Source organism: Flavobacterium sp. (assembly GCF_043780635.1).
GTDB lineage: Bacteria > Bacteroidota > Bacteroidia > Flavobacteriales > Flavobacteriaceae > Flavobacterium.
Genome location: NZ_JAYWCK010000106.1, coordinates 1 through 24,366, shown reverse-complemented (window position 1 = coordinate 24,366; position 24,366 = coordinate 1). Strand labels below are relative to the sequence as shown.

Here is a 24,366-nt window from a genome sequence, read left to right as displayed (position 1 = left end):
TGCACTCACAATTTTGCGGGTATGGTGAAATTGGTAGACATGCCAGACTTAGGATCTGGTGCCGCAAGGCGTGTAGGTTCGAGTCCTATTACCCGCACATTGATTAACCCTTAATCGCTTTATTAATAAGCTTTTAAGGGATTTTTATTTTTAAAACTACCCCAAAAACTACCCTGATTCTAAAAAGTGATTGCTTTTAAGTCTTATTTAATCTTCTGAAACTTCAAACTCTTATTTAGCTAGATACTCCAGAAATTAACTTTTAAGGTATTTCCATCCTTATATAAAGTTAAGTAAAATAATCTTGAAATCATCTATTATTTAATTTACAACAGATAAATTAATCTAAATCGTGTCTAAATTTAGGGGGCGGGGTAGGTAAAATAAATCTTATAGGGCGGTATTCTGGGTGGGACTTAAGAAGAGAAATTGAACATTTAATTTTTTAAAATTATTGCTGATTTATGGATACATAATAATACGTGCATACTTCGAAATAAATTTATGTGAAAAATATGGTCAAAAACACCTAGTCAGGAGAGGGTAGAAACAAATACGAATAATGCTATATTAGAAAAAAACCTTTTGTCTTATAAGTTTCTAATTAGCTCCAAGAACTCTTGTACAACTTTTTTTATCTCTGGATATTGATTATTTTTTTGATTAGAAGGTTCTTTCAAATACAATCCCCTATTTACTTCTAGCATAATTGAATGCACGTTTTCATCCTTTTTATAATACTGCAATGGTACAATTGCACCTGAATATGGCTTGTCAACACCCAAAGAATACCCTTTTTCTTTGAAGAATAAGACAGAAGCATCAATTAGATTTTGAGGTGTATGGAACTTATCTGTTCCTATGTTGAAGTCAGGGCGGAAATCTGATTGGTCTAATGCCCGTTTTAATGCTTTATTTGGAAAACTGTGGCAGTCCACAATTACTACTTTCCCATATTGCTGTAATCCTTGTTCTACGACATTTGTAAACTCATTATGATGTTTCCAATAGTAATTGTCTAAGATACTTTTACGTAATTCTGGTGTTACTTTTCGTAAAGGCTCACCAGTATCTGTTTTCTCATACAAAGCCCCCATTCCATATTTTGCCATCACTTCTTGGCTGTCGTCAGAAAAACGTTCGGTATCACAGAAGATTCTGGAGAATGGAGCTTTAATACTAATATCCATTTCGTTTTCAAACAAGTCATCTGTATACCAGTCAGTAAGTTTAAGAATTTCTTGATTTAGAATTTCATCGGTGACACAATAGCCATCTTTGAGAGGTATATTAGTTGAAGAATGCGGAATGTGGAGGATTAGATTTTTCATTTAAATTTTAATGTTTGGGTCTATCTCAATTGATTGTTCTAGCATTACTGTTTCGTCTGTAAAGACTATTACTACTCTGTTTTGTTCGAGTTTAATCATCAATATTTTTGTCAATTCAATAATTGCTTTTTTGAGTTTTGATTCCTCCACAGGAAATTTTGGGTATTGAATAAATTGTAACTCCATAGAAGGTTCTTCCTGACCTAAAAATAAAATTTCACAGGGAGTTAATTTTGTACTTAAAGTAATATTTAAATCGGTTTTGATTTTCTGTTGAGCCTCCAGTAAGACTTCTTTAAATACTTCAATTGAGATTAATTCATTAGAATAACCTTTATAAAGTCCTATAGTTGCTTTGGCTGTATATGTTTTTATGCTTGAAGAATTCATTTTATATTCCAATTGTTTTTCTAATTTACTGCAAATCTAAGCCAATGTCATTCTATTTTAATAGTTGAGATTTATTTAAAATGAAACTAAACAGTATTTTATAAGAAAAAACACTTGTATTTGTTCGTTTTTATACGTAAATCTGTAGTCGAATTAATTCATTATATTATGACACCAGTTATTTCAACAAAAGCCCCACTTTTAACAGTTTCTCAAACTACTGAATTTGTCAAAGATATTGATGAAGTATTTAAATTGGCGGATTTGATTAAATTAAAAGAGGTTTTATCAAAATATAATCTTAGAGATAAAGATGCGGAGGATATAGTAATACGTGGAAGATATGTTTTTAGTTTATTCAATAACAAAGAAAAAAGAATTAGAGTTTTGAATGCTGAATCACGTTTTACAAAATGTGTGTTTTGTGAATTTGGAAAAACTGTTAAAGCTTATGATGTTGAATACGAACAACTAGTAGGAGAAATAGCCGTGATTTACACGGGCTCATTTGCAATATTTTTTGAAATTGAAAACGGAATACTTAAGCAATATGGGTTTTGCAACGGTTATTTGAGTAAAAATGAAATGGAAGAATTGTCTAAAAGTTAAATAATTCTCCAACATCAACTTTTAATGAATCAGCTATCTTTTTTAAATTAATTATAGAAGTACAATTAACTCCACGTTCAATCCTTGAAATTTGAGAAATTTCAACATTTAAGCAATCTGCCAAATGTTCTTGGGTAAAACCTTTGGAAATTCTTACGGTTTTTAAATTTTGACCGAACTGCTTTAAAAAATAATTGTCTTCTACTTTTCGCACAATCAAAATTGAGGATTCTACAGAAGAATATTATAGGCAAATTTGCCTATATTGAATAAATTTCATAGTATTGGTTGAAATTTTGAAAAAAAACATATCAATTGAGACAAACCTCAAGGATTAAAGATTTTAAGGCTATAATTTTACCCAAATTCTAAATTTAATATTATGAAAAAGATTTTATTAGTAATAGTCTTAATATTTAATAGCTTATCAATAATTGGTCAAGTTGATAATTCAAATGATGCAATTTCAAAACGTTTAATGGAAGAGGCTATAAATGGAGATACTGAAAATATAGATATAAAACTAGAGAAACTCCTTGACTCTATTAAAAATCAAAATGAACAAAAAGACAACATTATTAATGCTTATAGTAAAGGAGGTAAGTACGACAAGGCTTCTGAGCCAGAAGAGGAAGAGGCATGGGGTGGTGCTTATAAAAAGGAATTAAACAAACCAAATATAAATAGGTATACTAGCATTTCGCAGGATGATTTATATGAAACTTTACCAGACGGGACAAGAAGAGCAAAATATCCATACGTGCCTAGTTGGGCGACAACTATTGAGCAAGTAGAGCAGTATTTCAAGGAACATCCTTCTGAAATGAACAATTTTAAAGACAAAGAAAATCAATCTGTATCCTCTAATGAAAATGAATCATACTCGAATAACGAATCATACTCAGAAAACAGATTTGAGAATACACTTTCTAATCCTATTGGAATCATAGCATTTGCAATTATTATTTGCTTTTTAATAGCTGAATTTTTTGGAAGAAGGAAACATATTGGGAGATGGTGGTCTTTTTTCTTGCTGTTATGTGGTCTAATTCCTGGGATTGTTGCAATTATGGTCAGTCCATCTGCAAAAAATAATCCAACTCAAGGTGGCAAAAACTACTCTATCTGGGGCTGGATACTGATAGTTTTTGGGGTTTTGAATTTAGTGATTTTTGCGGGTAGTAGTGGGAAAGCTGGTATGCTTTTCTATATATTCTTTGTAATTTCCTATTATTTATTTGAGCTATCAAAAGGAAAAATAAAGAATCTTGAACCAAAATTCTATTATTAGAATATCCAATATTTATTAAAACTTTGAAATTTAAGACCCTTGATTAAATTAAAAAAATATTTACTTCTCAGTTCAATACCTCTAATAGCCTTGATTATTATTGCTTATCCATATAGAGGACGCATTAAACACGGAATTAAAGCTCTTTTGGGATATTCAACTGGTGGCTTTGGTGGTGGTGGCTCTGGGAATTGTCCTAATTGCTCCACAATTTTTATAGATAAAGTTGAGACACACGCAACCGCTTATCTATGCGATGGCATTAATCCACAAAAAGAGGATGCAGATTTAGACAACCTTTCAAAATCAGGAGAACTGATAAAACTAGAAACAGATAGTCTATTTATTGTTAGGAAAACTAGATTTTCTCGACCTTATATTTTACCAAAAGGTTTTTCTTTTATTCAAGATTTATCTACTCAGTATTATAAAAAGTGTGTTTCTGATTCTATAAAATATGTACCATTCACAATTTCAAGTTTGACTAGGTCGATTGAGTCGATTGATGAATTAATGGATAATAATTCTAATGCAATAAAAAACAGTGCACATCTGAGAGGAAAGACATTTGACATAAGTTATAGAGCCTTTAACGATAATCAGAAACAGACAGAAGCCTTTATAGGAGTTCTGGAAGAATTAAGAGTTCAAAATAGATGCTTTGTAAAATTTGAGAGGAACGGTTGCTTACACATAACAGTAATTTAAAAACATATAAAATGAGAACTATTATTATTAAAAGGAACCAAAAATATATTTTGTTCGCTATTATTCATTTTTTATTATTTGTATTAATTAAAAATGTAATTCTTAGAATTCTTATTGAAGAAAATAATTTTACAGTTGGAAATGAATTTGGATTTATAACTTCTTATGAAGGTTATTTTGGTAGTTTATACGCAATTTCTTCGTTGTTCATTGCAAATCTATTATATACAGACATAAAAACTAATAATGAAAATAAGCGGATAAGTATTGGATTATTAATTGGTCTCTTCTGGTATGTTTTTTATGCCTTCGGACAAAATAGTTCAATAGAACTTCATCCAGATACAAGGGGATATTCATCATTTGAATATTATTCATATTACGCTATTTTCATTCCATATTTATACTTAGTATATAAATACTCAATAGTTGGAATAAAAGAAGACATTACAACTGAAGTTAAAAATAAGAAAAATAAAAAGCATACCGATAGTTTAGACGATTTAGACGAACTCTTAAAACTAAACTTATTGACAAGTGAAGAACATCAAAAAAAGAAAAAAAATCAAAAAAAGAAAAAAATAAGAGAAGATATAAAGGAGACGGAAGAGTATAATTTACTAATTAAATCAAAAGCAATAGGATTAATAAACGAAGATGAATTTAATGTGAAAATTAAAGGTTTAATTGATAAAATCTACAAAGAAAACGAAAAATAGGCGGATACGTTTAAGAATTTATTTTTTATACATATGTGACAATTTATAAAATCAAAACAGATGCTTTGTAAAATTTGAACGAAATGGTTGTTTGCATATTACGGTGATTTAGGAATAAGTGACATTTTAAATAGAAATTAATATAACAAAATAGAATAATGGATATACAATTTTGGTTAGATAATGCAGACTCATTGTTTCATCAAATTTTTATGATTGTAATGGGAGGTCTTTTTGGACTAGCTTATCTATTTGGCACAACATACAATGTAATCAATATATTTGTATACTATGTTCTAGTTCCATCAAGTTGGATATACTTAATCAGCAGAAAAACATCTGTTTGGATAAATGCTATTTCTGCATTATTACTGTTTTCTTTTTTCCTTCTACCAAACATTAGATTAAATTGTAATTACTTTTTTCAAAAGAGTGTAGACTTTTTAAATTGGTCAGCTGTCATATTTGGCTCTAATTATATTGATATGTCAGTATATATTTGTGTGGTGGTTATTGGAGTTATTTATCTGGTGCTAATTCCGCTCACGCTTCCAAAAAAAACAACAAAAATAATTTTAATCTCTTTTGCAGTTTCTTTTATAATTTATATGATATTCATTTACCCGAATTTTAAAGATATTATGATATTGGGACTGGACAGAATGAAAATTAAACATTAGTAATAAAGTTGTTAATCATCTATTTTTTGTGTGCAATATCCTACTTTTATGTTTGCAGTTTTCAAAAGTAACTTTTCCAGTATTTTCAATACTTCCCAACGGTTTCAACTAACATTAGTTTGAAGAATATAAATGCCTTTAAAATAACATATAGAAATACATAATAAATAGAAAAGCTACACTATCTGGAAAGGCAAAAACCCAACAAAAAAAAAATAAACTTGATTTTTTTGGCAAATCGGTTTTTTTAGAAATCCCAATCTAGACTTTTTAAGCCTGTAAAACCTTTTTGCCTCTACTTTCATGAGAAATACAAAATTCTTCCTCAAAATCATGCAAAACAACCTTAAAACATGTGTTAGGAATAAATTGTTTACTTAAAAGGTTTTGGATTTAAAATTTGGAGAGAAACCTATTGCTTCTATAAATGTCTTTGACATAAAATCCCACAAAAAATCTAAATTTTCTTCCGTTGTAATTATGCAGTCGTGCAAGGTGAAAAATGGAATTTTACAATAACTTTTATTTAGTTTTCTTACCAATACATCCAACATAAAGTATGATTCTGTCTGTAGGCATAAATGAGCCACTTTTTTATGAAGTTTAAATTTTTTATTCAATTCTATTTCGCTAATATCCATCAGCTTTGTTAGTCTATTTTTTTCGGGCTTACCTAAGTACCTTCTAGTTTTATATACCTTCAAAAATTCAAAAATTGTGGGATATAATTTTTTTAAAACGTCTTGTTCCTCCAAATACAAATTATTCTTTGCATTTAATACCGAAAGCATAGTCATTTTAAGAATTGCAATTCTATCTTCTTCTGAATTATTGAAAGGTTTTTTTATTGCTTTAATGCTATTTTTAATGTAATATTTTTCATCAAAATGAGAAGTAAACTGTCTATAAAAGTCTCCTCTCAACAGAACTTCTCCAAACTTAATAACCTCATTTGCATCTAAAACCACTTTGCTTTTAGAAGTTTTCAAGGCTTTTGAATAATAACGGGGGCTTTTAAAAAAAGTGTCAAAAGAAGGTTTTTTAATTTTCCCTGAATTATCTACTAACGAAAGCAAATGATAATATAAAAAGAAGGGAACAGATGATGAAATATCAACTTCACCAAGTCTTTTTCCTTCATATCTCAAATGCTTTCTAATATTCTTTGGAATACCTGTCATAGTTGAATGAAATCTATCGTCTGTCATTTTTTTTCTAGAAAAATAATACTTGCAATTTTGAATCTCAGTTACAGCTCTACATCTTGATAAATACTTACACCAATCACGGGTTTCTTCAAATGACTCATTTAAGCCAATTATGGCATTTTCACAATCTATCTTTAACTTAGGGCTGAACCATTTATTTAAAGGATGAAAATCAACTTCTTTTACTGGATTATCATTCTTCTCCACTTTCGTAGGGTTATATATTTTTATGACTTTTAGGTCTGTAATAGAATAAAATCGGACTTTTTCACAAAAATATTTGGGAGCTAATTGGTATTTTCTACATACTCCATCTGTGTAGGGCTCTCTCCATAAGATACTATTTTTATGAAAATAATCTAAGTACTTATTGTAATTATGCCAGTGACTTTGCATTACAGTGGAACATCTTCTGAGTTTATATTTATTTACTGGTTTTGATTCATAAAATGCCTTCCAATCTGATATTTTTTTGAGATTATAAGTAGTGTCTTTCAATATTTGATAAATTAGAGAATAGGCATAATCGAAATTGAAATCAAATTCTGGCGGATTGTTTGAAACTATTTGTTTTAAATTTAATTTTTCTGGTATAAATATTAGGTGTATTTTCATTTATGGTTAGCTTAAACAAGACATAGCGATGCCCTGTGGTGAAAAAACACCACTATGTCTTGTTGTTATAATTTATTTGATTATTGGCGGAATTTGCCAATTGAAGATTAATTAATAACCACTTTTTACAGCATTAATTAATGAATAATGTGATTTAAAATGTCAATTATTATGCTACGTCATTTAGGTTATTCAATTTGTCCATAACATCCGATTTTTTATAATAAACACGTCTTCCAACCTTGCGATTTACTAATATTTCTTGGTTGTGCCAATGAAATAAAGTTGTCATAGAGATTTTTAAGAGCTTGCTAACTTCAGTTCTGGTTAATATCTCGTCCAAATTCTCTTTTGGCGTTGGTGTTTTCATATTTACTACTTTAAGCTCAGTAGCCACTGCTTGTCTGATAATTGCCTCTAACTCTTGTAAAGACAATTGAAAAAATTGTATTTTATCCATTTTATTAATTTGTTTTTTTTGATTAAAATTTGCATAGGTCATCCAGTCCAAAAAAGCGGTGTTTTTTGGTTTTAAAGGTTTTTGAATATGTTTTTGAATGGAGTTTAACTCAGAGCGATTTTAAGCTACGTATCTTAAAAGTTGAAGAAAGTATTTGCTTCCATTTGTTGTACAAAGATACGAACAACAAAATAAGTGCTTTTTTACATCATATAAAACTATATGAACTTTCGGAAAAAATAAATCATAATAAATTGAAAATAAGATAGTTATGTTTATTATGTAAATTTATATGAATATTTAGAGCATTTTTTGCTCTTTTTGGTAAAAATTAAAAATTTTCTTTTTAACAAACATTTATAATTTGCTTCTTTTTTTATAAGTATTTACTTATATTACGTTTTGATGTAATCTCAGATATTAGATTTAGAATGCTCATTATATTATAGAAATTGTATTTATAATATTTACACCCGCATAAAAAATGTTTAACTAATAAAGGTTTTGATTAAAAGGGGTTTTTACTGATTGTTTAAGATAGCATTTTGTTTTTTCCAATATTCTTTCAGTTTTTCAGCAGATTCTTTTGGTGTTATTTTAATATATCCTAAGAACTGTTTCTCTGTGGAATGACCCGTAATTTTCATAATAGATAGCGTATCAATTTTTCCATATAGATTTGTGGCAAATGTTCTTCTACAAATATGAGAAGTAACCAATTCGTATTTTGGATAAAAACCGTCAGTCTTTCGGGTAATTTTTTTCTTTTTGCCTTTTTCCTCGACAATAATTGTTGTCATTTTTCCACCTTGGATTACTTCTGTTAATCCTGCAATTTCGGCAACTTTTTTAACATAAACATTGAATTTTTGGTCACTTATGGTTCTGGGGAAATCTCCATTTCTCTTTGCTAAAATTTCTTCCACATTTGGATGTAAAGGGATAGTGACTGGGTGTTCCGTTTTTTGAGTTTTCAATTCAATAAACCCATCTACTATGTCTGTTTTGGATAATTTTGAAAAATCACTAATACGTAATCCTGTCCTCATTCCAATCACGAACCAGTCCCTTGCATTGTCTAAATAATCTTGCTCAAAATGAGTATTGTATATTGCGGTTATTTCCTCCTCTTTTAGATAGGGGTCATTTGTCGGATTCGATGGACTATAGAAATCCTTTAGTTTATAATCATTTGGAGTTTCAAATCCTTTGTTTTGAGCATTCCTGCAAAAAAGTTTAATGTCATCAATATATCCTCCTATTGTATTTGGATTCAGTAAATCTACGGTTTCAAGAAAATTAATGAAATGAGAATGAAAATTTATATTTATTTCTGAGAGTTTGATTTTTCTGCCAATATGTTCTTCAAAAGCTTTGATTTTATTTAAAGTCGTATTGTAGTGACCAATTGTGCGTTCATCTATGGGAGCATTTTTTCTGGTTTTTTTCGAAGGAGATTCGGCAATAAATAAATCAATGTAATTTGTTAAGAATAATTTTTTATTTACATCATCGTCTTGGGATTCTCTAACAAAAAATATCTCAATCTTATTTTTCAGCCATTTTGAATTTATTATTTCGAGTTGGTCAGAAAGCTTCGATTTCTCATACTCCTTTATTATGAAGGTATTGAATTCTTTAAGCTTTACATTTACTTTCTTGTAATCAACGTATGGAGTGACTAATATCTCCTGTTTAGCATCACTCCATCTGCCTCTAGGGACTTCAATTTTAATGGATGCAATAATATCAAACTGTCCTCCTTGTTTGAACCTATAAAAAATACTATTCCAATCGTTATCTTTTTGTAATTTGTATCTACCAGTAGCCATATTTATTTTTTCATAAAGATAAACAATAAAATAATAACTACCCCAATAACTACCCCAAAAACATCAAAATATCAAAATATCATAAAATTTCATAAAACGTCATAAGATTAACGATAGCTTTAATGCCTTTAAAATATATGGTTTTAAGTGTGCTTATTTATTTTTAATTAATTTAGCTTAATGATGGGTGTCACTCCTATTACCCGCACAAAAAAAGCTTCTCAATCGAGAAGCTTTTTTTTATGCCTATTCATAAGACTATAATCCCTAATTTTTCTGGGTTTTTCTTGCGTAAGAAATTCTAATTTTCCCAATCTGGTGCTCGATGCAATCGAGCACCTACTTACTTCTTTATGCCAAATAAAGCGTTTTAAACGCGGCTCTTCTCACTTGTTTTTTTTATTAACCGCGTTGCAAACGCTACGTTTTTTTGTCTTTTAATTTATGTAGGTACTCGATGCAATCGAGCACCAGAGAATTTGGAAAAGCGAGGACGAGAGGGCATATCATTAGGGACTAATATCAAGCAAATAAAAAGTCCTTTTGATGATTTGTAAGAAAAATTTAATATATTTGATAAGGAAATAATATGTGACTTTTGTCACACATATCTACCTTAAAATGGATGGCTTTGTGTGATTTTGTCACACATATATACTAGTTAGCAACAAGCTTAAGAAAAATAATCGTTACCTAAGAACTATGAAAAAAATTTTAATCTTCTTTTCTATTTTAATAACTTCTTATTGTTATAGCCAAGAAACTTTTAGCTTTCATTGTAAAGTTCATCCAGAAAAAACTTATTCACTTCAAATGGATATTTCTTCAATTAATGAAACAACTATAAACAGCAAAACAACCAAAAGTCAAAGTATATCAAGGATTACAAGAGTCACAAGTACTAAAAAAGCAAATAAAAATGGTCAGTTTCCTACAACAATGAAATTTGGAGAAGTAATAGTTTCTGGAGATGGAAAAGAAGTATTAAGTCCATTATCTAAAACAATAATTAGTGGTTTACTTTCAGAAGATAATAAATTTAATATTGACACCATAATAAACCCAAATCTTAACGAACCAACAAAAATTGCAGTAAAATCAGCTTTTAAAGATTTAAAGCCCGATATTGATTTCCCCAAAAATCCACTTAAAATTGGGGATAGTTTTGAACATAAAATGCCAATGATTATTCCAGTCAATGGAGAACAAGTAAAAATACTAATAACCAAAGTATTCACATTGAAAAGTGTTATAAATAATACTGCCGAATTTACAGTAAACGAAATTATTTCGTTGAATATGGAAAGCTTAAATATATCAGCAAGCGGAGAAGGAAATGGAGTTGTAGAATTCAATATATCAGAAAATCAAATTGTCAAAGACAAATCAAATTTTACAATCAATATAAATATCAAAAAAGACAAAATTGATGTGAAAGGATTTGTAAAATCAGATTCTGAAAAGATTACAAGAATACAATAAAGCCAGTTGCTAACAGCTGTTTTGAGCTAGCTGGAGTTTAGTGGAATTACCGTTTCGCATCAAGCTTTCGTTAAGCCGAAAACTGAAAGGTTACGAACTTCCAGCCATCTCAAAGCAGCGGGACGTTATATGATACCCGTGAGCTACGCGGAACGTTGAAAAGAAACTGCTCAAAATCAACTATTCAAAAAACCAATTACAAAATAAAGTCATACTTTTACAAAATGGTTTTCAACTTAAAAATACTTTTCTATTCTCTAATTTCTTGCTGTTATTTGAACACAGTATTTGAATTTTCGGATATTGAAGAAAAGCAAAATTTTCACAATGAAACGCAGATTTATATTTATCAATCCGCTTTAGATATAAGCATAGCGCAAACCGAATCTCAAAAACAATTAAATACCACAATATTTTTTTCTACACCAGAAATTGTTTTTACCCAAAAATATATTTCTAAAAAAGTATCAAATTACAATCTTCGTAAGTATTCACAACCGCCCGAAAGGCGTTACATTCTCTACTCTTCATTATTAATTTGATTATTAATTAAATAAATCGTTGCATAAAATTATGTGACCAAATCACTTATTTAATTAACAATCAAATTATACTAAAATGCTAAACATATCATTTTTAGACCTATCCTCATTTACAGGATTAGTCGCTACAGTCGTGCTAACTTTCAATTTCCTTTTAGGAATGATGTTAAGTACAAACTATAAAAGACAAACCTATTGGAAAACATTACCCAAAAAAATCAAAAACATAAACCTGTACAATTTTCATAATTGGACTGCATACATCGCTTTACTTTTAGTCATCTTGCACCCAACACTTTTATTATTTGATGCTTCAACAAAATTCAAATTCATTGACATCATTTTTCCAATCAACGCACCAACACAAAAACTATTTGTTGCATTCGGAACACTTTCAATGTTTGCGCTAATAATAGTAATCGTAACCACTCAAAAAGTAATAAGAGATAAAATAAGTTTTCGCACTTGGAAAAACATCCATCTCATTTCCTACGGAACTGCGATGCTTTTTGTAATTCACGGAATAATAATGGACCCATTATTAAAAAATCGACCTGTCGATATTTTTGATGCCGAAAAATTAGTTTCAGAACTTTGTCTAATCGTGTTAATAGTAGCAAGTTTTATTAGATATAAATTCCACATCAATACAAAAAAAATGTGATGAAAAAAATATATCTACCCCCATTTCTATTTTGTGCAATTACTTCAATTGCACAAAATGACACTATCAACCATTTTAATTACAACCAAGATGCAGGTTTACAATATAAAAAAAATGATTTTCAATGGACAACTTGGGCATTTGCTGAAAGATTATTTTCGTCAAATCAACTTCCAGCGTGGCGGAGAGTTCGGCAAGGAATGGAATTCCAGTTACCAAGCTATCCTTTGAAAATAAGCGGAAATAAATACCGTTCAACACTATTTTATGAAGTCGATTTTACGGACAATAATTTCTTTCAAGACAGCAAACGTTTCAAAATTTGGGAAAACTTATTTGTTACTTTTCAAAATGCGAATGACCCAAACAAATTCAGAATATTGTTTGGCGAAAATACAAGCATCCTTTCACGAGAAGACAATTTATCGTCAGGCAATCTGCCAACTATAAACCGAAGTTTAATACTCGAACAACACGGGAGCACAAATAGTTTTGGTACACAATGGGGATTACAAATTCTATCTCAAATAACAAAAAAAACATTTTTACAAGCATCAATGCAAGACAATAGAGGTTCACTAAATCAAGACAAACCAAGTTTTCAATTTTGGAATGCTTTAGCAATCAAAATGACACAATCGCTAATTCAACCAAGCGATAAAAGTGCTGAAAAACTTAATATAGGTATAGCAATCGACCATACTCGCAACATAAATAACAAAAGTTTTACGCTAACATCAGCAATAAACAATGAAAATCTTGGCAATGCATTGGCAACAGGAAACAGATTAACATTTGAGAACAATGCAGATTATACAAATAAAATAGGAAGTCATTTTTACACGTTAGAATATGAAGTAATCTATTCCAATTACTCCAACCAAAATTTAAACGTTTCAGGCGGATATGGACAAATACAATTTCAAGCTTTTGACAACAAAAAAACCGGCGATTTAGTTCCATTCATACGATATGATTTAGTTTCACTAAATAATCAAATAGAAAGTGCAACAGAACAAGCCATAAAATTAGGCATCAATTATAATTTGCCATTCACAAACAAATTAATCAATTTTCACATTGAATATGCACATCACAAATTAAATGGTTCACAATCTATAATCACAAAATCACAAAATCAATTCGACGAATTTAGGTTTGGTATTCGGGTAAACGCGACACGATATTTACGATTTTAAATTAAATCGTAAGAAATTGATGGCTTTTGTGATAGTTGTCAAAAAGATGTGTTTTTAAAAGTACATTCAAAAAAGTTTCAACCACTTAATTATAATCGAGCAAATTGGGTCTTTTGAATCGAAAACAAAATGACAACAAAGCTTTACTTGAACTTGATAATTCTTTGAGAATTTTAGACCCCAATCTGGTGCTCGATTGCACCGAGTACCCACTTTTCTTCAAGCCAAATATAGCGTTTTAAACGCGGCTCTTCTCACTTTTTTTAATCGCGTTGCAAACGCTACGATTTTTTGTCTTTTAATTTATGTAGGTACTCGATTCAATCGAGCACCAGATAACGTGGACAAACGATTGCCAATGGAGACTTTCTTACTCAACGAATTTTAATTTCCCCCAAACTTTCTTAACATTCCAAAAATTTTACATAATATTGATATATAATGAGTTAAATAGCAAATTTTAATATATTTGTATACCCAGAGTAAAAGAGTAAAGAAGAATATAATAATTCTCTAACCGATTTTTGTAATGAAAAAAAAATCACTTATGCTAACATTAATACTGGCATTTCTAGGATGTGTTTTGATGGGACTTTCTATCTATTTCTTCTTTGAGGGAAGTTTTAATGCTAATGAAAAAATTGAAACAGCTAAAAAAGAACTTGAAGAAGCGAATAAAAAAATTGAAAATTTAAGCCAAGAATTGAATACTAAAACAAAGAATGTTATTGAAGCTGAAAAAAAGATAAAGGATTTTACCATAGAACCGTTTAGTCAATCTGCAGTTCATAATTTACCTGTTTTAGAAATAACAAATGTTGATCTTGGCGAAGGAGTAACAGTAGAAGGAAACAAAAAAAAGGTGCATAGATTAATGTATAGTCACCAAATCAGATTTTTTATTTTGAACATCGGAAAAAGTGCGCTAAAAGATGTAATTTTTTCAATTAAAGACGTTTATAACGAACCAAAAGAAAAACGTAAAACAAAGAAAACAAAAGGAGAGCTCGACTTTATGGGAAGGCCAATTGATAATGAAGAGATTGGTTCTTATGACAATATTGAGATTAACACATTAAATCTTAAATCAAAAAAAATGATTTATTCAAGCAATCTTCCAAGCAGTTTTGGATTTGGAAATTATTGCTATGATGTAATTGTCGAGTGGAAAGACGGCTCTTATCAGATGCAGGTTGATATTGAAGAAATAGACGGTAAATTAAATTTTAAATACGAATTTTATAATGTAAATGGAGAACCGATTGATTTGAAAAATATGACAAACTTAATCAGTAAATAAAAATGTTTTTTATCTCGGTTGATTTTTGCATTTTCTAAATAAGACTAAAAAACTTTTACAACTTCATATTTGAAACCTTATATGTTTTACCGTCAGCAGTCGCTTCAACCACTTTAGTAAGTTCTTCGGGCGTTAATACGGTTTTGTCGAAAGATACAGTTGCTGACTCTTTTTTAAAATTTACTGCAGCAGTTTGTACACCATCAAGTCCATTTAATTCTTCCTCTATTGTTTTGGCACAACCTATTTCACAAGTCATCCCTTTGATAGTAAAACTTGCCGTTTGTAAATTTGCTGTTGCAATTTCCTTTTTTACTTTTGGAGTTTCGGTTTCTGAAGCTGCATTAGCAACATTTTCACTTATTTTTTCTTTACAACCCACGAACATAAGGCTTACGAGCATTATCGTCATTATTGATTTGAGGAAATTCATTGTTATTGGAATTTGAAGATTAATTATTATAGGATAGCAAGCAAAAATAATAAAAAAAATCACTGCTAATTCATAAAATAATTACAATTTTGAGCCAAAATTTAGTTTATGGATTCAAGACAATTGAAATGGGTTTACTTGATAACGCTTGCGTTTATTTGGGGAAGTTCATTTATATTAATAAAAAAAGGTCTTGTCGGCTTGTCAGCGATGCAATTAGGGTCATTACGAATTATTTTTGCTGCCATTTTTTTATTGGTTATAGGTTTCAAAAGCTTGACTAAAATTCCTAGACAAAAATGGAAATACATTGCATTGACCTCCTTTTTTGGAACATTTACTCCAGCATATCTATTTGCAATTGCCGAGACGGAAATAGACAGTTCTATAACTGCTATTCTAAATGCATTGACTCCTTTGAATACTTTGATTTTGGGGGCTATATTTTTCGGAATTACTTTTCAAAAAAGACAAATATGGGGAGTTTTTATAGGGCTAATAGGAAGTATTCTTTTAGTATTAAATGGTGCTATAAATAATCCAGGGCATAACTATTATTATGCTATTTTGGTTATTATTGCAACCATTTGTTATGCACTAAATGTAAACCTTATCAAGCGATTTTTATCTGATTTAAGTCCATTGAGTATTACAACTGGAAACTTCTTGGTTCTACTTCTGCCAGCATTTTCTATTTTGTTTTTCTCGGGCTTTTTTGAAGTTGTTCATATTGATAAAGTACAACATTCGGTTTTGTTTATTATGATATTGGGAGTTTTAGGAACAGGAATTGCCAATGTTCTTTTTTTTAAACTTATACAAATGTCTTCACCAGTTTTCGCGACTTCTGTTACTTATTTAATCCCAATCGTTGCATTCTTTTGGGGATTGTTAGACAACGAAATGCTTACTCCAATTCAGTTTTTGGGTGCTTTTATTATTTTAGTTGGGGTTTATTTGTCTGCCAAAAAGTAGTTTTCAGATATAGATTAACGAACAGAGACTTTACTTTCGGACAGTCTTTTCATTTGTTTTGTCCTTTTAATAAAGCAACACTTTTTACTTTAAAATGGGTTTTTCTGTAGGGTTTCCAAATTTATCAAAATAAAATATTGGGATTTTAAGTTTTTCTAATCCTGGAATCACCTCTGAACCTTTTCCTGCAATTACAATCCTGGTATTGTCGATAAGAAAATATTTATTGGCGGCACGTTTCACATCTTCAGCAGTTACTGCATTTATAGTTTTAATGTAATTTTCATAAAAATTTTCTGGAAGACCTTCTGTTTCAATATTCAATGCATATCGTGCCACTGCTTGGGGTTGCTGAACCTTCATTACAAATCGTCCGATGTAACCTGCTTTTACATTTTTGAGAACTTCATCACTTACATTCTTAGTTCTGATTCTTTTGATTTCCTTTATAAATTCTAAAACGGCACTATCCGTAACGGCACTTTTTACCGCTGATGAAGATTTCATTTTTGTAACATATTTACCAGCTCCGATGATTGCATTTGCGCCATAAGTCCAACCATGTTCTTCTCTTAAATTCATATTTAAATAGCTGTTGAAATCTCCTCCAAGAATATAAGTTGCTATAGCTGCCGGAAAAAAATCAGGATCACTCATTTTCAAATGTATCGTGTTTACCAATGAAATTTCAGATTGTACTGCATTTGGTACATCCACAAAATTAATTTGGGTAAAGGAGACATCTTCAGGCGCAGCGTAAGTTAATTTGGGAATACTTCTTTTTTCCCAAGATCCAAATAGTTTTTCAACGATGGGTTTGACATTTTTATATTTTACATCTCCAATGATTACCAAATAAGCATTTTCGGGTACAAAATAGTTTTGATAATTGGATTCAATATCGGCGAGGGTTACATTTTTGAGCGTTTCTTCGGAGGTAAATTCACCTGAAGGATGTTGTTTTCCAAAAGTTAAAGCATTAACAACTCTATTGGCAATTGCCGGAACATTTTTTTCTTGGGCTTTTAAACCTTCAAGCATTTTGGCTTTTTCTTTGTCAAATTCCGCCTGGGTAAAATTAGGATTTAATGCGCCATCTGCCATAAGTTCCAGTATTCGGCCAGCATATTTAGAAAGTGAACTTGCATAAGCGCCTTGTGAACTAAAACTCATATCGGCTCCAAGAAAATCTAACTCTTCATTAAAGGCATTTTTCGATATTTTTTTTGACCCATTTCCTATTAATCTACTGCTTAAATCATCGACTCCTTTTTTGTTTTCTTCTGCAAAAGGAGCATTGTCTAAAGTAAGATTACAAATTACTCTGGGTAATTTATGATTTTCGACAATCATCACTTTTAAGCCGTTTGCCAATACAAATGTTTGAGGTTTTTTGATATTTATTACTGGAGCATTTCCAGGTTTGGGTTGTGGGCGTTCTTGTGCTTGCATAATTACGGTTAAGAGCAAAATTAATAATTGAATATTTAGTTTTTTCATGATTCAGACCGTCTTAGTTTTGAACTTTTTCTTTAACGGGAATATAATCCAAAATCAATCTTTGATTTGGATTTAAATATTTTTTGGCAACATCTCTAATTTCTTCTCGAGTGATGGAATGGAAAAGCTCAACCTCAGTATTAATCAAATTTATATCGCCATAAAGCAAATAGTATTTTGCTAGGTTTTCGGCAATTTCTTCCACATTTGCATTGTGGTTTACAAATTGATTGTCAATTATATTTTGTAATTTTTCGTAATCTTTATCAGAAATTAATTCTGTTTGCAGCGTAACAATTTCTTCGTCTATTTCTTTTAAAATGCTCGCAGTTGTGTTTTCTCCAAGCGGAAGGCCATAAATAATATACATTCCATAATCTTCTTGACTATAAGTAAATGCGCCAATTTGTAACGCCATTTTTTTATCATCAACAATTTTTTTATACAATATAGAACTTTTTCCGTTACTTAATAATGAAGAAATCATTTCTAAAACTCTCGCATCTCTAGTTTTCATAGAGGGAGTTCTAAAAGAGGTTACAAGCATTGGAATCTGAATATTTGGGTCTTCGTAGGTTGCTTTAATGGTTTGTGTTATTGGTTCTTCAATAAAAATTTGTTTTTTCAAGTCTTGTCCTCTTGGAATTGTGCCAAAATAGTTGCGAATCCATTCCTTGGCTTGTTTTTTCTCAAAATCTCCAGCAACAACTAAAACAGCGTTGTTTGGAGTATAGAATTTTTTATTGAAAGCTTTAAATTCTTCTAAAGTGGCAGCATCTAAATGGTTCATCGAGCCAATGGTCGTCCAACGATATGGATGATTTTTGAACATATTTTCTTTTACGACGGCAATAAAATTTCCATAAGGTTTATTGTCAAAAACAGTTCTTTTTTCCTCTTTTATAACACTGTTTTGAGTGTCGACACCAATTTGATTGATTACGGGATGCATCATCCTTTCAGATTCCATCCAAAGTCCCAATTCTAGATTGTTTGAAGGAAAAACTTCGTAATAATAGGTTCGGTCATCCGAAGTGTTAGCATTGTTTATTCCTCCATTAGAAGATACTATCTTAAACCATTCGCCTCGTTTAATATTTTCAGTTCCTTCAAACAATAGATGTTCAAAAAAGTGTGCAAATCCTGTTCTCTCTGGATTTTCGTCTTTCGCCCCGACATGGTACATTACCGAAGTAATAACTACTGGAGCAGAGGAATCGTTATGCAAAATAACATGCATACCATTGTCTAAATTATATTCTTCGAAAGCTATTTTCTGAGCCGAAGCAACTCCTCCAAGCATAAGCGCCGTACTTAATACCATTATTGATTTTTTCATGGGGATTAATAAAAAATTTTATTTGCAATTGGTAAAAATAACAACAAATTTTGTTACATCAAAAATACTTTTTTTTAATGATGAATAGCGAATCATTATGATTTTGATAAAAGTTTAACAATTTTCATTTGAAAAAATTGACTTCAAACCATTGGGAAACCCTTGAAAATCATAGGATGAAACAATTCAATTATTTTTTTGAAGGAACTAATTGCAGAATAAATATTTAATTGTATATTTGCAACCTTAAAAATTTATAAAACAATTTGTTATGTATGCAATCGTAGAGATAGCAGGGCAACAATTTAAAGTTAGCAAAGACCTAAAGGTTTACGTTCACCGTTTGACAAATGAAGAAGGAACTAAAGTTTCTTTCGACAAAGTTTATTTGTTAGACGATAACGGTACAATCACAATAGGCGCCCCAGCTATAGAAGGTGCTTCAGTAGAAGCCAAAGTGTTACAACACTTAAAAGGAGATAAAGTAATCGTTTTCAAAAAGAAAAGAAGAAAAGGTTACAAAAAGAGAAACGGTCACAGACAGTATCTTACTCAAATTGTAATCGAAGGTATTACAGCTTCAGCTCCTAAAAAATCAGCTCCTAAAAAAGAAACTGTTGAAGTAGCAACTGAAGAAGTAGCAGCTCCAAAAGTAAAAAAAGCTCCAAAAGCTAAAAAAGAAGATACAGTAGAATAATAACAATATAAAACTAATACGTCATGGCTCACAAGAAAGGTGTCGGTAGTTCCAAGAATGGTAGAGAATCAGAATCAAAACGTTTAGGCGTTAAGATTTTTGGTGGACAAGCTGCTATTGCAGGGAACATCATCGTAAGACAAAGAGGTTCAAAACATAATCCAGGTGAAAACGTTTACATTAGTAAAGATCACACACTACACGCAAGAGTAGATGGAGTTGTTTTCTTCCAAAAGAAAAGAGATAATAAATCGTATGTATCAATACTTCCATTCGAAGTTGAAACATAATTGATTTTCTCAATAATTACAAAACCCGTTTCGTAAGAAGCGGGTTTTTTGTTTTAATTTAAGATGCTCGCTTTAGAATTGGAGACAAATTCAAGTTTTAATTGAAATTCTAATTTAGCGAACTTTTCTTGAGTTAATTTAACTTATTTACAATTTGGTTAAAAGCATCTAATTGATTGGCATGTTGTAAAGCCGTAATATTCGAACGCAAGTTCAATCGTGTAAATACATGAATATCAGAATCCATTAATTGCACATCAATGTGAGTCCCTATACTTGTTTTTAAGCCTTTATAGATTAAAACAGTACTTGTTGTACTCGCGACAGGATCGTGTAACGAATGAAACGCCTTTAGATAAGTCCCAGTTGGAAGTGTCATTCCATCTTCTAGCCCCTTGCGTACCGTTTTCATTACATCATTCAACTCGTTAATGGTTTCATAAGGTCTAAATCGATACCAATATTTATTTTCTTGTGCACTTTGATCCGCTTCAACATAAACCAGCATTGGGCCAATAATCCCCACAGTGGATTGAAGTTTGCTGGAAGCTACAACTATTGGATCAATTAAAAATAAATTTTTAGGATGCAGATGAGAATTAAAATAACCCGATTTTACTAATTCCAGAATTAATGTTCCTCCAGTTGATGAGCCAGCAACGCTGATTTTAGTATAACCCAATTCTATTAATTTTTCGTATTCATCTGTAATGGCTGAACGCCAGTCTTCCCATTTTGATGCTTTAAAAGAATTGTAATCTCTACCGTGTGCGTCTAATAAAACTTGTGATATTCTATAGGTAGATTCATTTGACCAATCTTTAAATTCTTGCCATTCAAAAGTGGTTGCAGAATAGCCGTGAATAACAAGTATAATATGCTTGCTTAAATCTGCGGGCGTTGGAGTAGGATATTTTGCCGAAACTAAAAATTGTTCTGGATTATATAATGAAGGGTCAAAGATAACATTGCCATCAAGTAAATCATCCGTAATTTTAGGGTCACTACACGAGTAGAATACTGTTGTAATCAAAGCTAGGAAAAGGAAGTTTAATTTATTCATTAGTTTTATTTTTTAAACAGCGTATAATAAATGTCGAAATGAAAGTATAGAGGTTGCAAAGTTCCAGGGGAATAGCCCTCTTTTGCGGTAATGATATAAAATCCAGTACCCAAATTTAACGAGATTGGGACTTTTTTAAAATCATAGGTAAAGCCTAGTTCAGGTGCCAAAAGAAAGGAGGTATTTGGAATGTCTTTGAAGATGTCAGATTCTAAATCCGAGTAAAAGTAGCCCATGTTTAATCTGGTTACAAAATGATAGGGTTTGCTTTTGTTGAATAACCAACTGCCAGAAAATATATAATTGTCCTGTTTGATAGCATTCGAATTAAAGGCAGAGCCTAATCTGGAAGTTACATAATCAAACCCAATAAAAAACTGATTGGGTTTAAATTTCGCAAAAGAATATTGAGTTGAAATACCATTTTCCCAATACATTTCCTGTGTTTTCTGTATGCGAACACCAACTTTAAGAGTTTGAGCCTGAGTAATGATACTGCATAAAATTAATGAAACTATAAGTATTTTTTTCAATAGGTGATGGTTTAGGTTAATGCCATGGAATTGAAATCTTAGGTTTTAAAGATTTATACCGAAAGTATGTAATTTATTTTAAAACAGAGACTTATAACTTGAATACTTTAAAAAACAAACCAATAGTTCAAATTTAAAAGCCGTTTCTGTAAATATTTATTCTTTTAAAAAAAGCAAACATTTTTTCTTATTTTTGAAGCCTTTCTAATTAAATGTCCAAAAACATAAAACCTCTAATTGAGAATAATTAAGAGATTTTTAAGCATTAAAAAACCTGTCACAATGACTAGTGACAGGTTTTCTGTTTCTTAATTCTTTTATTTTGAAGTGCTTACGCTCCAAATAGTATTGGTTTTATCGTCAGTAATTAGCAGATTGCCATTAGGCATAGCTATTACTCCAACTGGTCTTCCACGAACGATATCCTTTTGTGGGTCTACAATAAAACCAGTAAGAAAGTCTTCTGATTTTCCTGAAGGTTTCCCATCTTTAAAAGGCACGAAAATAATTCGATATCCTGATATTATTTCCCGATTCCAAGATCCATGTTGTGCGATAAAAGCACCATTTCTGTACTTTTCCGGAAAAGAAGTTCCAGTATAAAATGCTAGTCCAAGAGATGCGGTATGTGCCCCAAGAGGATAATCGGGGACTACCGTTTTTTTTACTAATTCGGGTCTCATTTCTTTTACTCTCACATCTTCATGTTGTCCAAAATAAGCGTATGGCCAACCGTAAAAACTGTTTTCTTTAACTGAAGTAAGGTAGTCGGGAACAAGATTGTCTCCCAATCCATCTCGCTCATTTACTACTGTCCAAAGGTTATTGGTTCCTGGAGCCCAGCCCATTCCAACAGGATTACGAAGCCCAGCCGCATAAACTCTTAAATCAGAACCATCGGGATTTACTTCTAATATATTGGCGCGGAGGAATTCGTTTGCTATTCCATTTTCGGCTATGTTTGAGCCTGAACCCACCGCAATATAGATTTTTGAGTTGTCACTATTGGCAATAATATTTCTAGACCAATGCCTGTTGTGTTTTCCCGCCGGTAGATCGACAATTTTTTCTCCCTTGCCTGTTATTTTTGTCTGCCCAGCCTTATACGGATATCGCAATATTGCATTTGTATTGGCGACATAAAACCAATTGCCAATCACTAACATTCCGAATGGTTGGTTCAGCCCTTCAGTAAGAAAAGTTTCTCTCAAATCAGGAATGCCATCTTTATTGCTGTCTCGAAGTAAGGTAATAATATTAGCACTATGTTTTAAATTATTGGATCTCCAAACTCCTATCAACGTAGCGCCAATTTGTTTGAGTAGGCTGTAATTAGAATTACTTTGAGCAACCAGCACATCGCCATTTGGAGTTACGTACATCCAACGAGGATTTTTAAAACCATCTGCATATTTTGTGACTGTAAATCCTGTTGGTGCTATAGGTGTTTTTCCATCTTTCCATCCAATAACTTTAGAATAATTACCGTTTGATTTGGTAGGAACGCCAAGCGAATCGGCTTTGATCTTTTTTTGCGCTATGCAAAAGAAGGGTAATATGATTAGAGATAAAAGAAGATATTTTTTCATAATTATTTAATTTTAAAATACTTACGAAGTTAATAAGGTGTTTTTAAATTCTTTTTACATTATTTTAGAATTAATTTATATAATTATTGTTTTATGCCACGTATATTTTATTTAGATAAAATGATAATCAATTTGAAACAAAAAGAAATGTTGAAATGGGTATTATATTTTTTAAGAAGCCTTCAAGAGAGGAACCATTTGATTAAAATTTTTAATTTAACTGTTTAGATTATAAAAAAAAAACCTCGCAATTGAAAGGGTTTTCTAATTTGTTTTTTTTAGTTTTAAAACAAACCTTCCACAGACAAGTATCTTTCGCCTGTATCGTAATTAAAAGTCATTACAACCGCTCCCTCAGGAATTGTGTCAAGTTTTTTGGCCACAGCTGCCAATGATGCTCCTGTTGAAATCCCCACAAGAATGCCTTCTTCCTTGGCAATTCTTCTGGCGTATTCGAAAGACTCGTCTTTGCTTACTTGGATCACTTCATCAATTAAATCGCTATTGTAAATTGAAGGAACGAAACCTGCTCCAATTCCTTGCAAAGGATGAGGTGAGTGAGTTCCACCGCTTAACACTGGAGATAATTCAGGTTCCACAGCAATTATTTTTATATTAGGGAATTTAGCTTTCAATACTTTCGCCACACCAGTAATGTGCCCGCCAGTTCCAACACCTGTGATGACATAATCCAATCCATTTGGGAAATCTGCAATAATTTCTTGAGCAGTAGTTTTTTCGTGAATGGCAACATTGGTTGGATTTTCAAATTGTTTTGGAGACCATGAATTTGGAGTTTCCAGAACTAATTCGGCAGCTTTTGCCATAGCGCCTTTAATCCCTATTTCGCGAGGCGTAAGCACAAATTCAGCACCATAAATTTCCATTAATTTTCGGCGTTCAACACTCATGGAATC

The 24,366-nt window shown here is 31.0% G+C and carries 24 protein-coding genes and 1 tRNA gene; 12 read left to right on the top strand and 13 right to left on the bottom strand.

The features are described from left to right. The first annotated feature begins 15 nt into the window (after positions 1 to 15). Positions 16 to 97: transfer RNA gene (locus ACH2BV_RS09770), tRNA-Leu, on the top strand. 493 nt (positions 98 to 590) lie between these two features. Here ACH2BV_RS09770 and ACH2BV_RS09765 read toward each other — a convergent pair. Both ACH2BV_RS09765 and ACH2BV_RS09760 read right to left on the bottom strand, forming a co-directional pair. After that, positions 591 to 1,331: an N-formylglutamate amidohydrolase gene (locus tag ACH2BV_RS09765; protein ID WP_395050540.1), complete on the bottom strand. Its 741-nt coding sequence runs from the start codon at positions 1,329 to 1,331 to the stop codon at positions 591 to 593. Further along, positions 1,332 to 1,721 carry a hypothetical protein gene (locus tag ACH2BV_RS09760; protein ID WP_395050539.1) on the bottom strand — a complete coding sequence of 130 codons (390 nt, stop codon included), beginning with the start codon at positions 1,719 to 1,721 and terminating at the stop codon, positions 1,332 to 1,334. A gap of 168 nt (positions 1,722 to 1,889) precedes the next feature. On the opposite strand from ACH2BV_RS09760, the gene ACH2BV_RS09755 reads away from it, so the two are divergent. Beyond that, a complete protein-coding gene (locus ACH2BV_RS09755) occupies positions 1,890 to 2,330 on the top strand; it encodes a hypothetical protein (RefSeq protein ID WP_395050538.1) in 441 nt (146 codons plus the stop codon). On the opposite strand, the gene ACH2BV_RS09750 is transcribed toward ACH2BV_RS09755, so the two are convergent. Then, positions 2,320 to 2,544 (bottom strand): helix-turn-helix domain-containing protein, encoded by a 225-nt coding sequence (locus ACH2BV_RS09750; protein WP_395050537.1) that lies wholly within the window; start codon positions 2,542 to 2,544, stop codon positions 2,320 to 2,322. The genes ACH2BV_RS09755 and ACH2BV_RS09750 overlap by 11 nt on opposite strands. Before the next feature lie 168 nt (positions 2,545 to 2,712). Between ACH2BV_RS09750 and ACH2BV_RS09745 the strand changes: the two genes are divergently transcribed. The 3 genes from ACH2BV_RS09745 to ACH2BV_RS09735 are packed head-to-tail and all read left to right on the top strand — an operon-like array spanning position 2,713 to position 5,048. Beyond that, positions 2,713 to 3,621 (top strand): hypothetical protein, encoded by a 909-nt coding sequence (locus tag ACH2BV_RS09745; protein ID WP_395050536.1) that lies wholly within the window; start codon positions 2,713 to 2,715, stop codon positions 3,619 to 3,621. Positions 3,622 to 3,660: 39 nt separating this feature from the next. Continuing rightward, positions 3,661 to 4,329: a DUF5715 family protein gene (locus ACH2BV_RS09740; RefSeq protein WP_395050535.1), complete on the top strand. Its 669-nt coding sequence runs from the start codon at positions 3,661 to 3,663 to the stop codon at positions 4,327 to 4,329. Positions 4,330 to 4,340: 11 nt separating this feature from the next. Beyond that, positions 4,341 to 5,048: a hypothetical protein gene (locus tag ACH2BV_RS09735; protein WP_395050534.1), complete on the top strand. Its 708-nt coding sequence runs from the start codon at positions 4,341 to 4,343 to the stop codon at positions 5,046 to 5,048. 1,057 nt (positions 5,049 to 6,105) lie between these two features. On the opposite strand, the gene ACH2BV_RS09730 is transcribed toward ACH2BV_RS09735, so the two are convergent. From ACH2BV_RS09730 to ACH2BV_RS09720, 3 genes are all read right to left on the bottom strand, one after another. Beyond that, a complete protein-coding gene (locus ACH2BV_RS09730; RefSeq protein WP_395050533.1) occupies positions 6,106 to 7,551 on the bottom strand; it encodes a hypothetical protein in 1,446 nt (481 codons plus the stop codon). A 169-nt stretch (positions 7,552 to 7,720) separates the two neighbouring features. Next, complete coding sequence (locus tag ACH2BV_RS09725) at positions 7,721 to 8,062, bottom strand: helix-turn-helix domain-containing protein (protein ID WP_395050532.1); 342 nt, start codon at positions 8,060 to 8,062, stop codon at positions 7,721 to 7,723. Between the two features lie 470 nt (positions 8,063 to 8,532). Further along, positions 8,533 to 9,843, bottom strand: coding sequence for a phage integrase SAM-like domain-containing protein (locus ACH2BV_RS09720; protein WP_395050531.1), 1,311 nt, complete (start codon positions 9,841 to 9,843; stop codon positions 8,533 to 8,535). 702 nt (positions 9,844 to 10,545) lie between these two features. Here ACH2BV_RS09720 and ACH2BV_RS09715 point away from each other — a divergent pair. From ACH2BV_RS09715 to ACH2BV_RS09700, 4 genes are all read left to right on the top strand, one after another. Then, positions 10,546 to 11,325, top strand: coding sequence for a hypothetical protein (locus ACH2BV_RS09715; RefSeq protein WP_395050530.1), 780 nt, complete (start codon positions 10,546 to 10,548; stop codon positions 11,323 to 11,325). A 618-nt stretch (positions 11,326 to 11,943) separates the two neighbouring features. Next, the gene (locus tag ACH2BV_RS09710; RefSeq protein ID WP_395050529.1) at positions 11,944 to 12,531 is read left to right on the top strand and encodes a ferric reductase-like transmembrane domain-containing protein; all 588 of its coding nucleotides are present in this window, start codon (positions 11,944 to 11,946) and stop codon (positions 12,529 to 12,531) included. Beyond that, entirely contained in the window at positions 12,531 to 13,730 is a 1,200-nt protein-coding gene (locus ACH2BV_RS09705; protein ID WP_395050528.1) for a hypothetical protein, read from the top strand. The genes ACH2BV_RS09710 and ACH2BV_RS09705 overlap by 1 nt, the downstream gene beginning before the upstream one ends. 529 nt (positions 13,731 to 14,259) lie before the next feature. Next, complete coding sequence (locus ACH2BV_RS09700) at positions 14,260 to 15,030, top strand: hypothetical protein (RefSeq protein WP_395050527.1); 771 nt, start codon at positions 14,260 to 14,262, stop codon at positions 15,028 to 15,030. A 55-nt stretch (positions 15,031 to 15,085) separates the two neighbouring features. Here ACH2BV_RS09700 and ACH2BV_RS09695 read toward each other — a convergent pair whose 3' ends face one another. Continuing rightward, positions 15,086 to 15,463 (bottom strand): heavy-metal-associated domain-containing protein, encoded by a 378-nt coding sequence (locus ACH2BV_RS09695; protein WP_395050526.1) that lies wholly within the window; start codon positions 15,461 to 15,463, stop codon positions 15,086 to 15,088. Positions 15,464 to 15,571: 108 nt separating this feature from the next. Here ACH2BV_RS09695 and ACH2BV_RS09690 point away from each other — a divergent pair, with 108 nt between their 5' ends. Further along, positions 15,572 to 16,438: a DMT family transporter gene (locus tag ACH2BV_RS09690; RefSeq protein WP_395050525.1), complete on the top strand. Its 867-nt coding sequence runs from the start codon at positions 15,572 to 15,574 to the stop codon at positions 16,436 to 16,438. An 84-nt stretch (positions 16,439 to 16,522) separates the two neighbouring features. On the opposite strand, the gene ACH2BV_RS09685 is transcribed toward ACH2BV_RS09690, so the two are convergent. Beyond that, complete coding sequence (locus tag ACH2BV_RS09685) at positions 16,523 to 17,938, bottom strand: M16 family metallopeptidase (RefSeq protein WP_395050524.1); 1,416 nt, start codon at positions 17,936 to 17,938, stop codon at positions 16,523 to 16,525. A gap of 13 nt (positions 17,939 to 17,951) precedes the next feature. Continuing rightward, entirely contained in the window at positions 17,952 to 19,277 is a 1,326-nt protein-coding gene (locus tag ACH2BV_RS09680) for a M16 family metallopeptidase (RefSeq protein WP_395050523.1), read from the bottom strand. A gap of 271 nt (positions 19,278 to 19,548) precedes the next feature. On the opposite strand from ACH2BV_RS09680, the gene rplU reads away from it, so the two are divergent. Both rplU and rpmA read left to right on the top strand, forming a co-directional pair. After that, positions 19,549 to 19,974, top strand: coding sequence for a 50S ribosomal protein L21 (gene rplU / locus ACH2BV_RS09675; protein ID WP_395050522.1), 426 nt, complete (start codon positions 19,549 to 19,551; stop codon positions 19,972 to 19,974). 23 nt (positions 19,975 to 19,997) lie between these two features. After that, positions 19,998 to 20,264 carry a 50S ribosomal protein L27 gene (gene rpmA, locus ACH2BV_RS09670; RefSeq protein WP_395050521.1) on the top strand — a complete coding sequence of 89 codons (267 nt, stop codon included), beginning with the start codon at positions 19,998 to 20,000 and terminating at the stop codon, positions 20,262 to 20,264. Positions 20,265 to 20,397: 133 nt separating this feature from the next. Here rpmA and ACH2BV_RS09665 read toward each other — a convergent pair whose 3' ends face one another. The 4 genes from ACH2BV_RS09665 to ACH2BV_RS09650 form a co-directional block, all read right to left on the bottom strand. Beyond that, positions 20,398 to 21,327 (bottom strand): alpha/beta hydrolase, encoded by a 930-nt coding sequence (locus ACH2BV_RS09665; protein WP_395050520.1) that lies wholly within the window; start codon positions 21,325 to 21,327, stop codon positions 20,398 to 20,400. Positions 21,328 to 21,332: 5 nt separating this feature from the next. Then, complete coding sequence (locus ACH2BV_RS09660) at positions 21,333 to 21,860, bottom strand: hypothetical protein (RefSeq protein ID WP_395050519.1); 528 nt, start codon at positions 21,858 to 21,860, stop codon at positions 21,333 to 21,335. Positions 21,861 to 22,177: 317 nt separating this feature from the next. After that, positions 22,178 to 23,449: a PQQ-dependent sugar dehydrogenase gene (locus ACH2BV_RS09655; protein ID WP_395050518.1), complete on the bottom strand. Its 1,272-nt coding sequence runs from the start codon at positions 23,447 to 23,449 to the stop codon at positions 22,178 to 22,180. Between the two features lie 284 nt (positions 23,450 to 23,733). Beyond that, positions 23,734 to 24,366, bottom strand: a 633-nt coding sequence (locus ACH2BV_RS09650; protein WP_395050517.1) for a PLP-dependent cysteine synthase family protein, incomplete at its 5' end; no start/stop codon positions are given.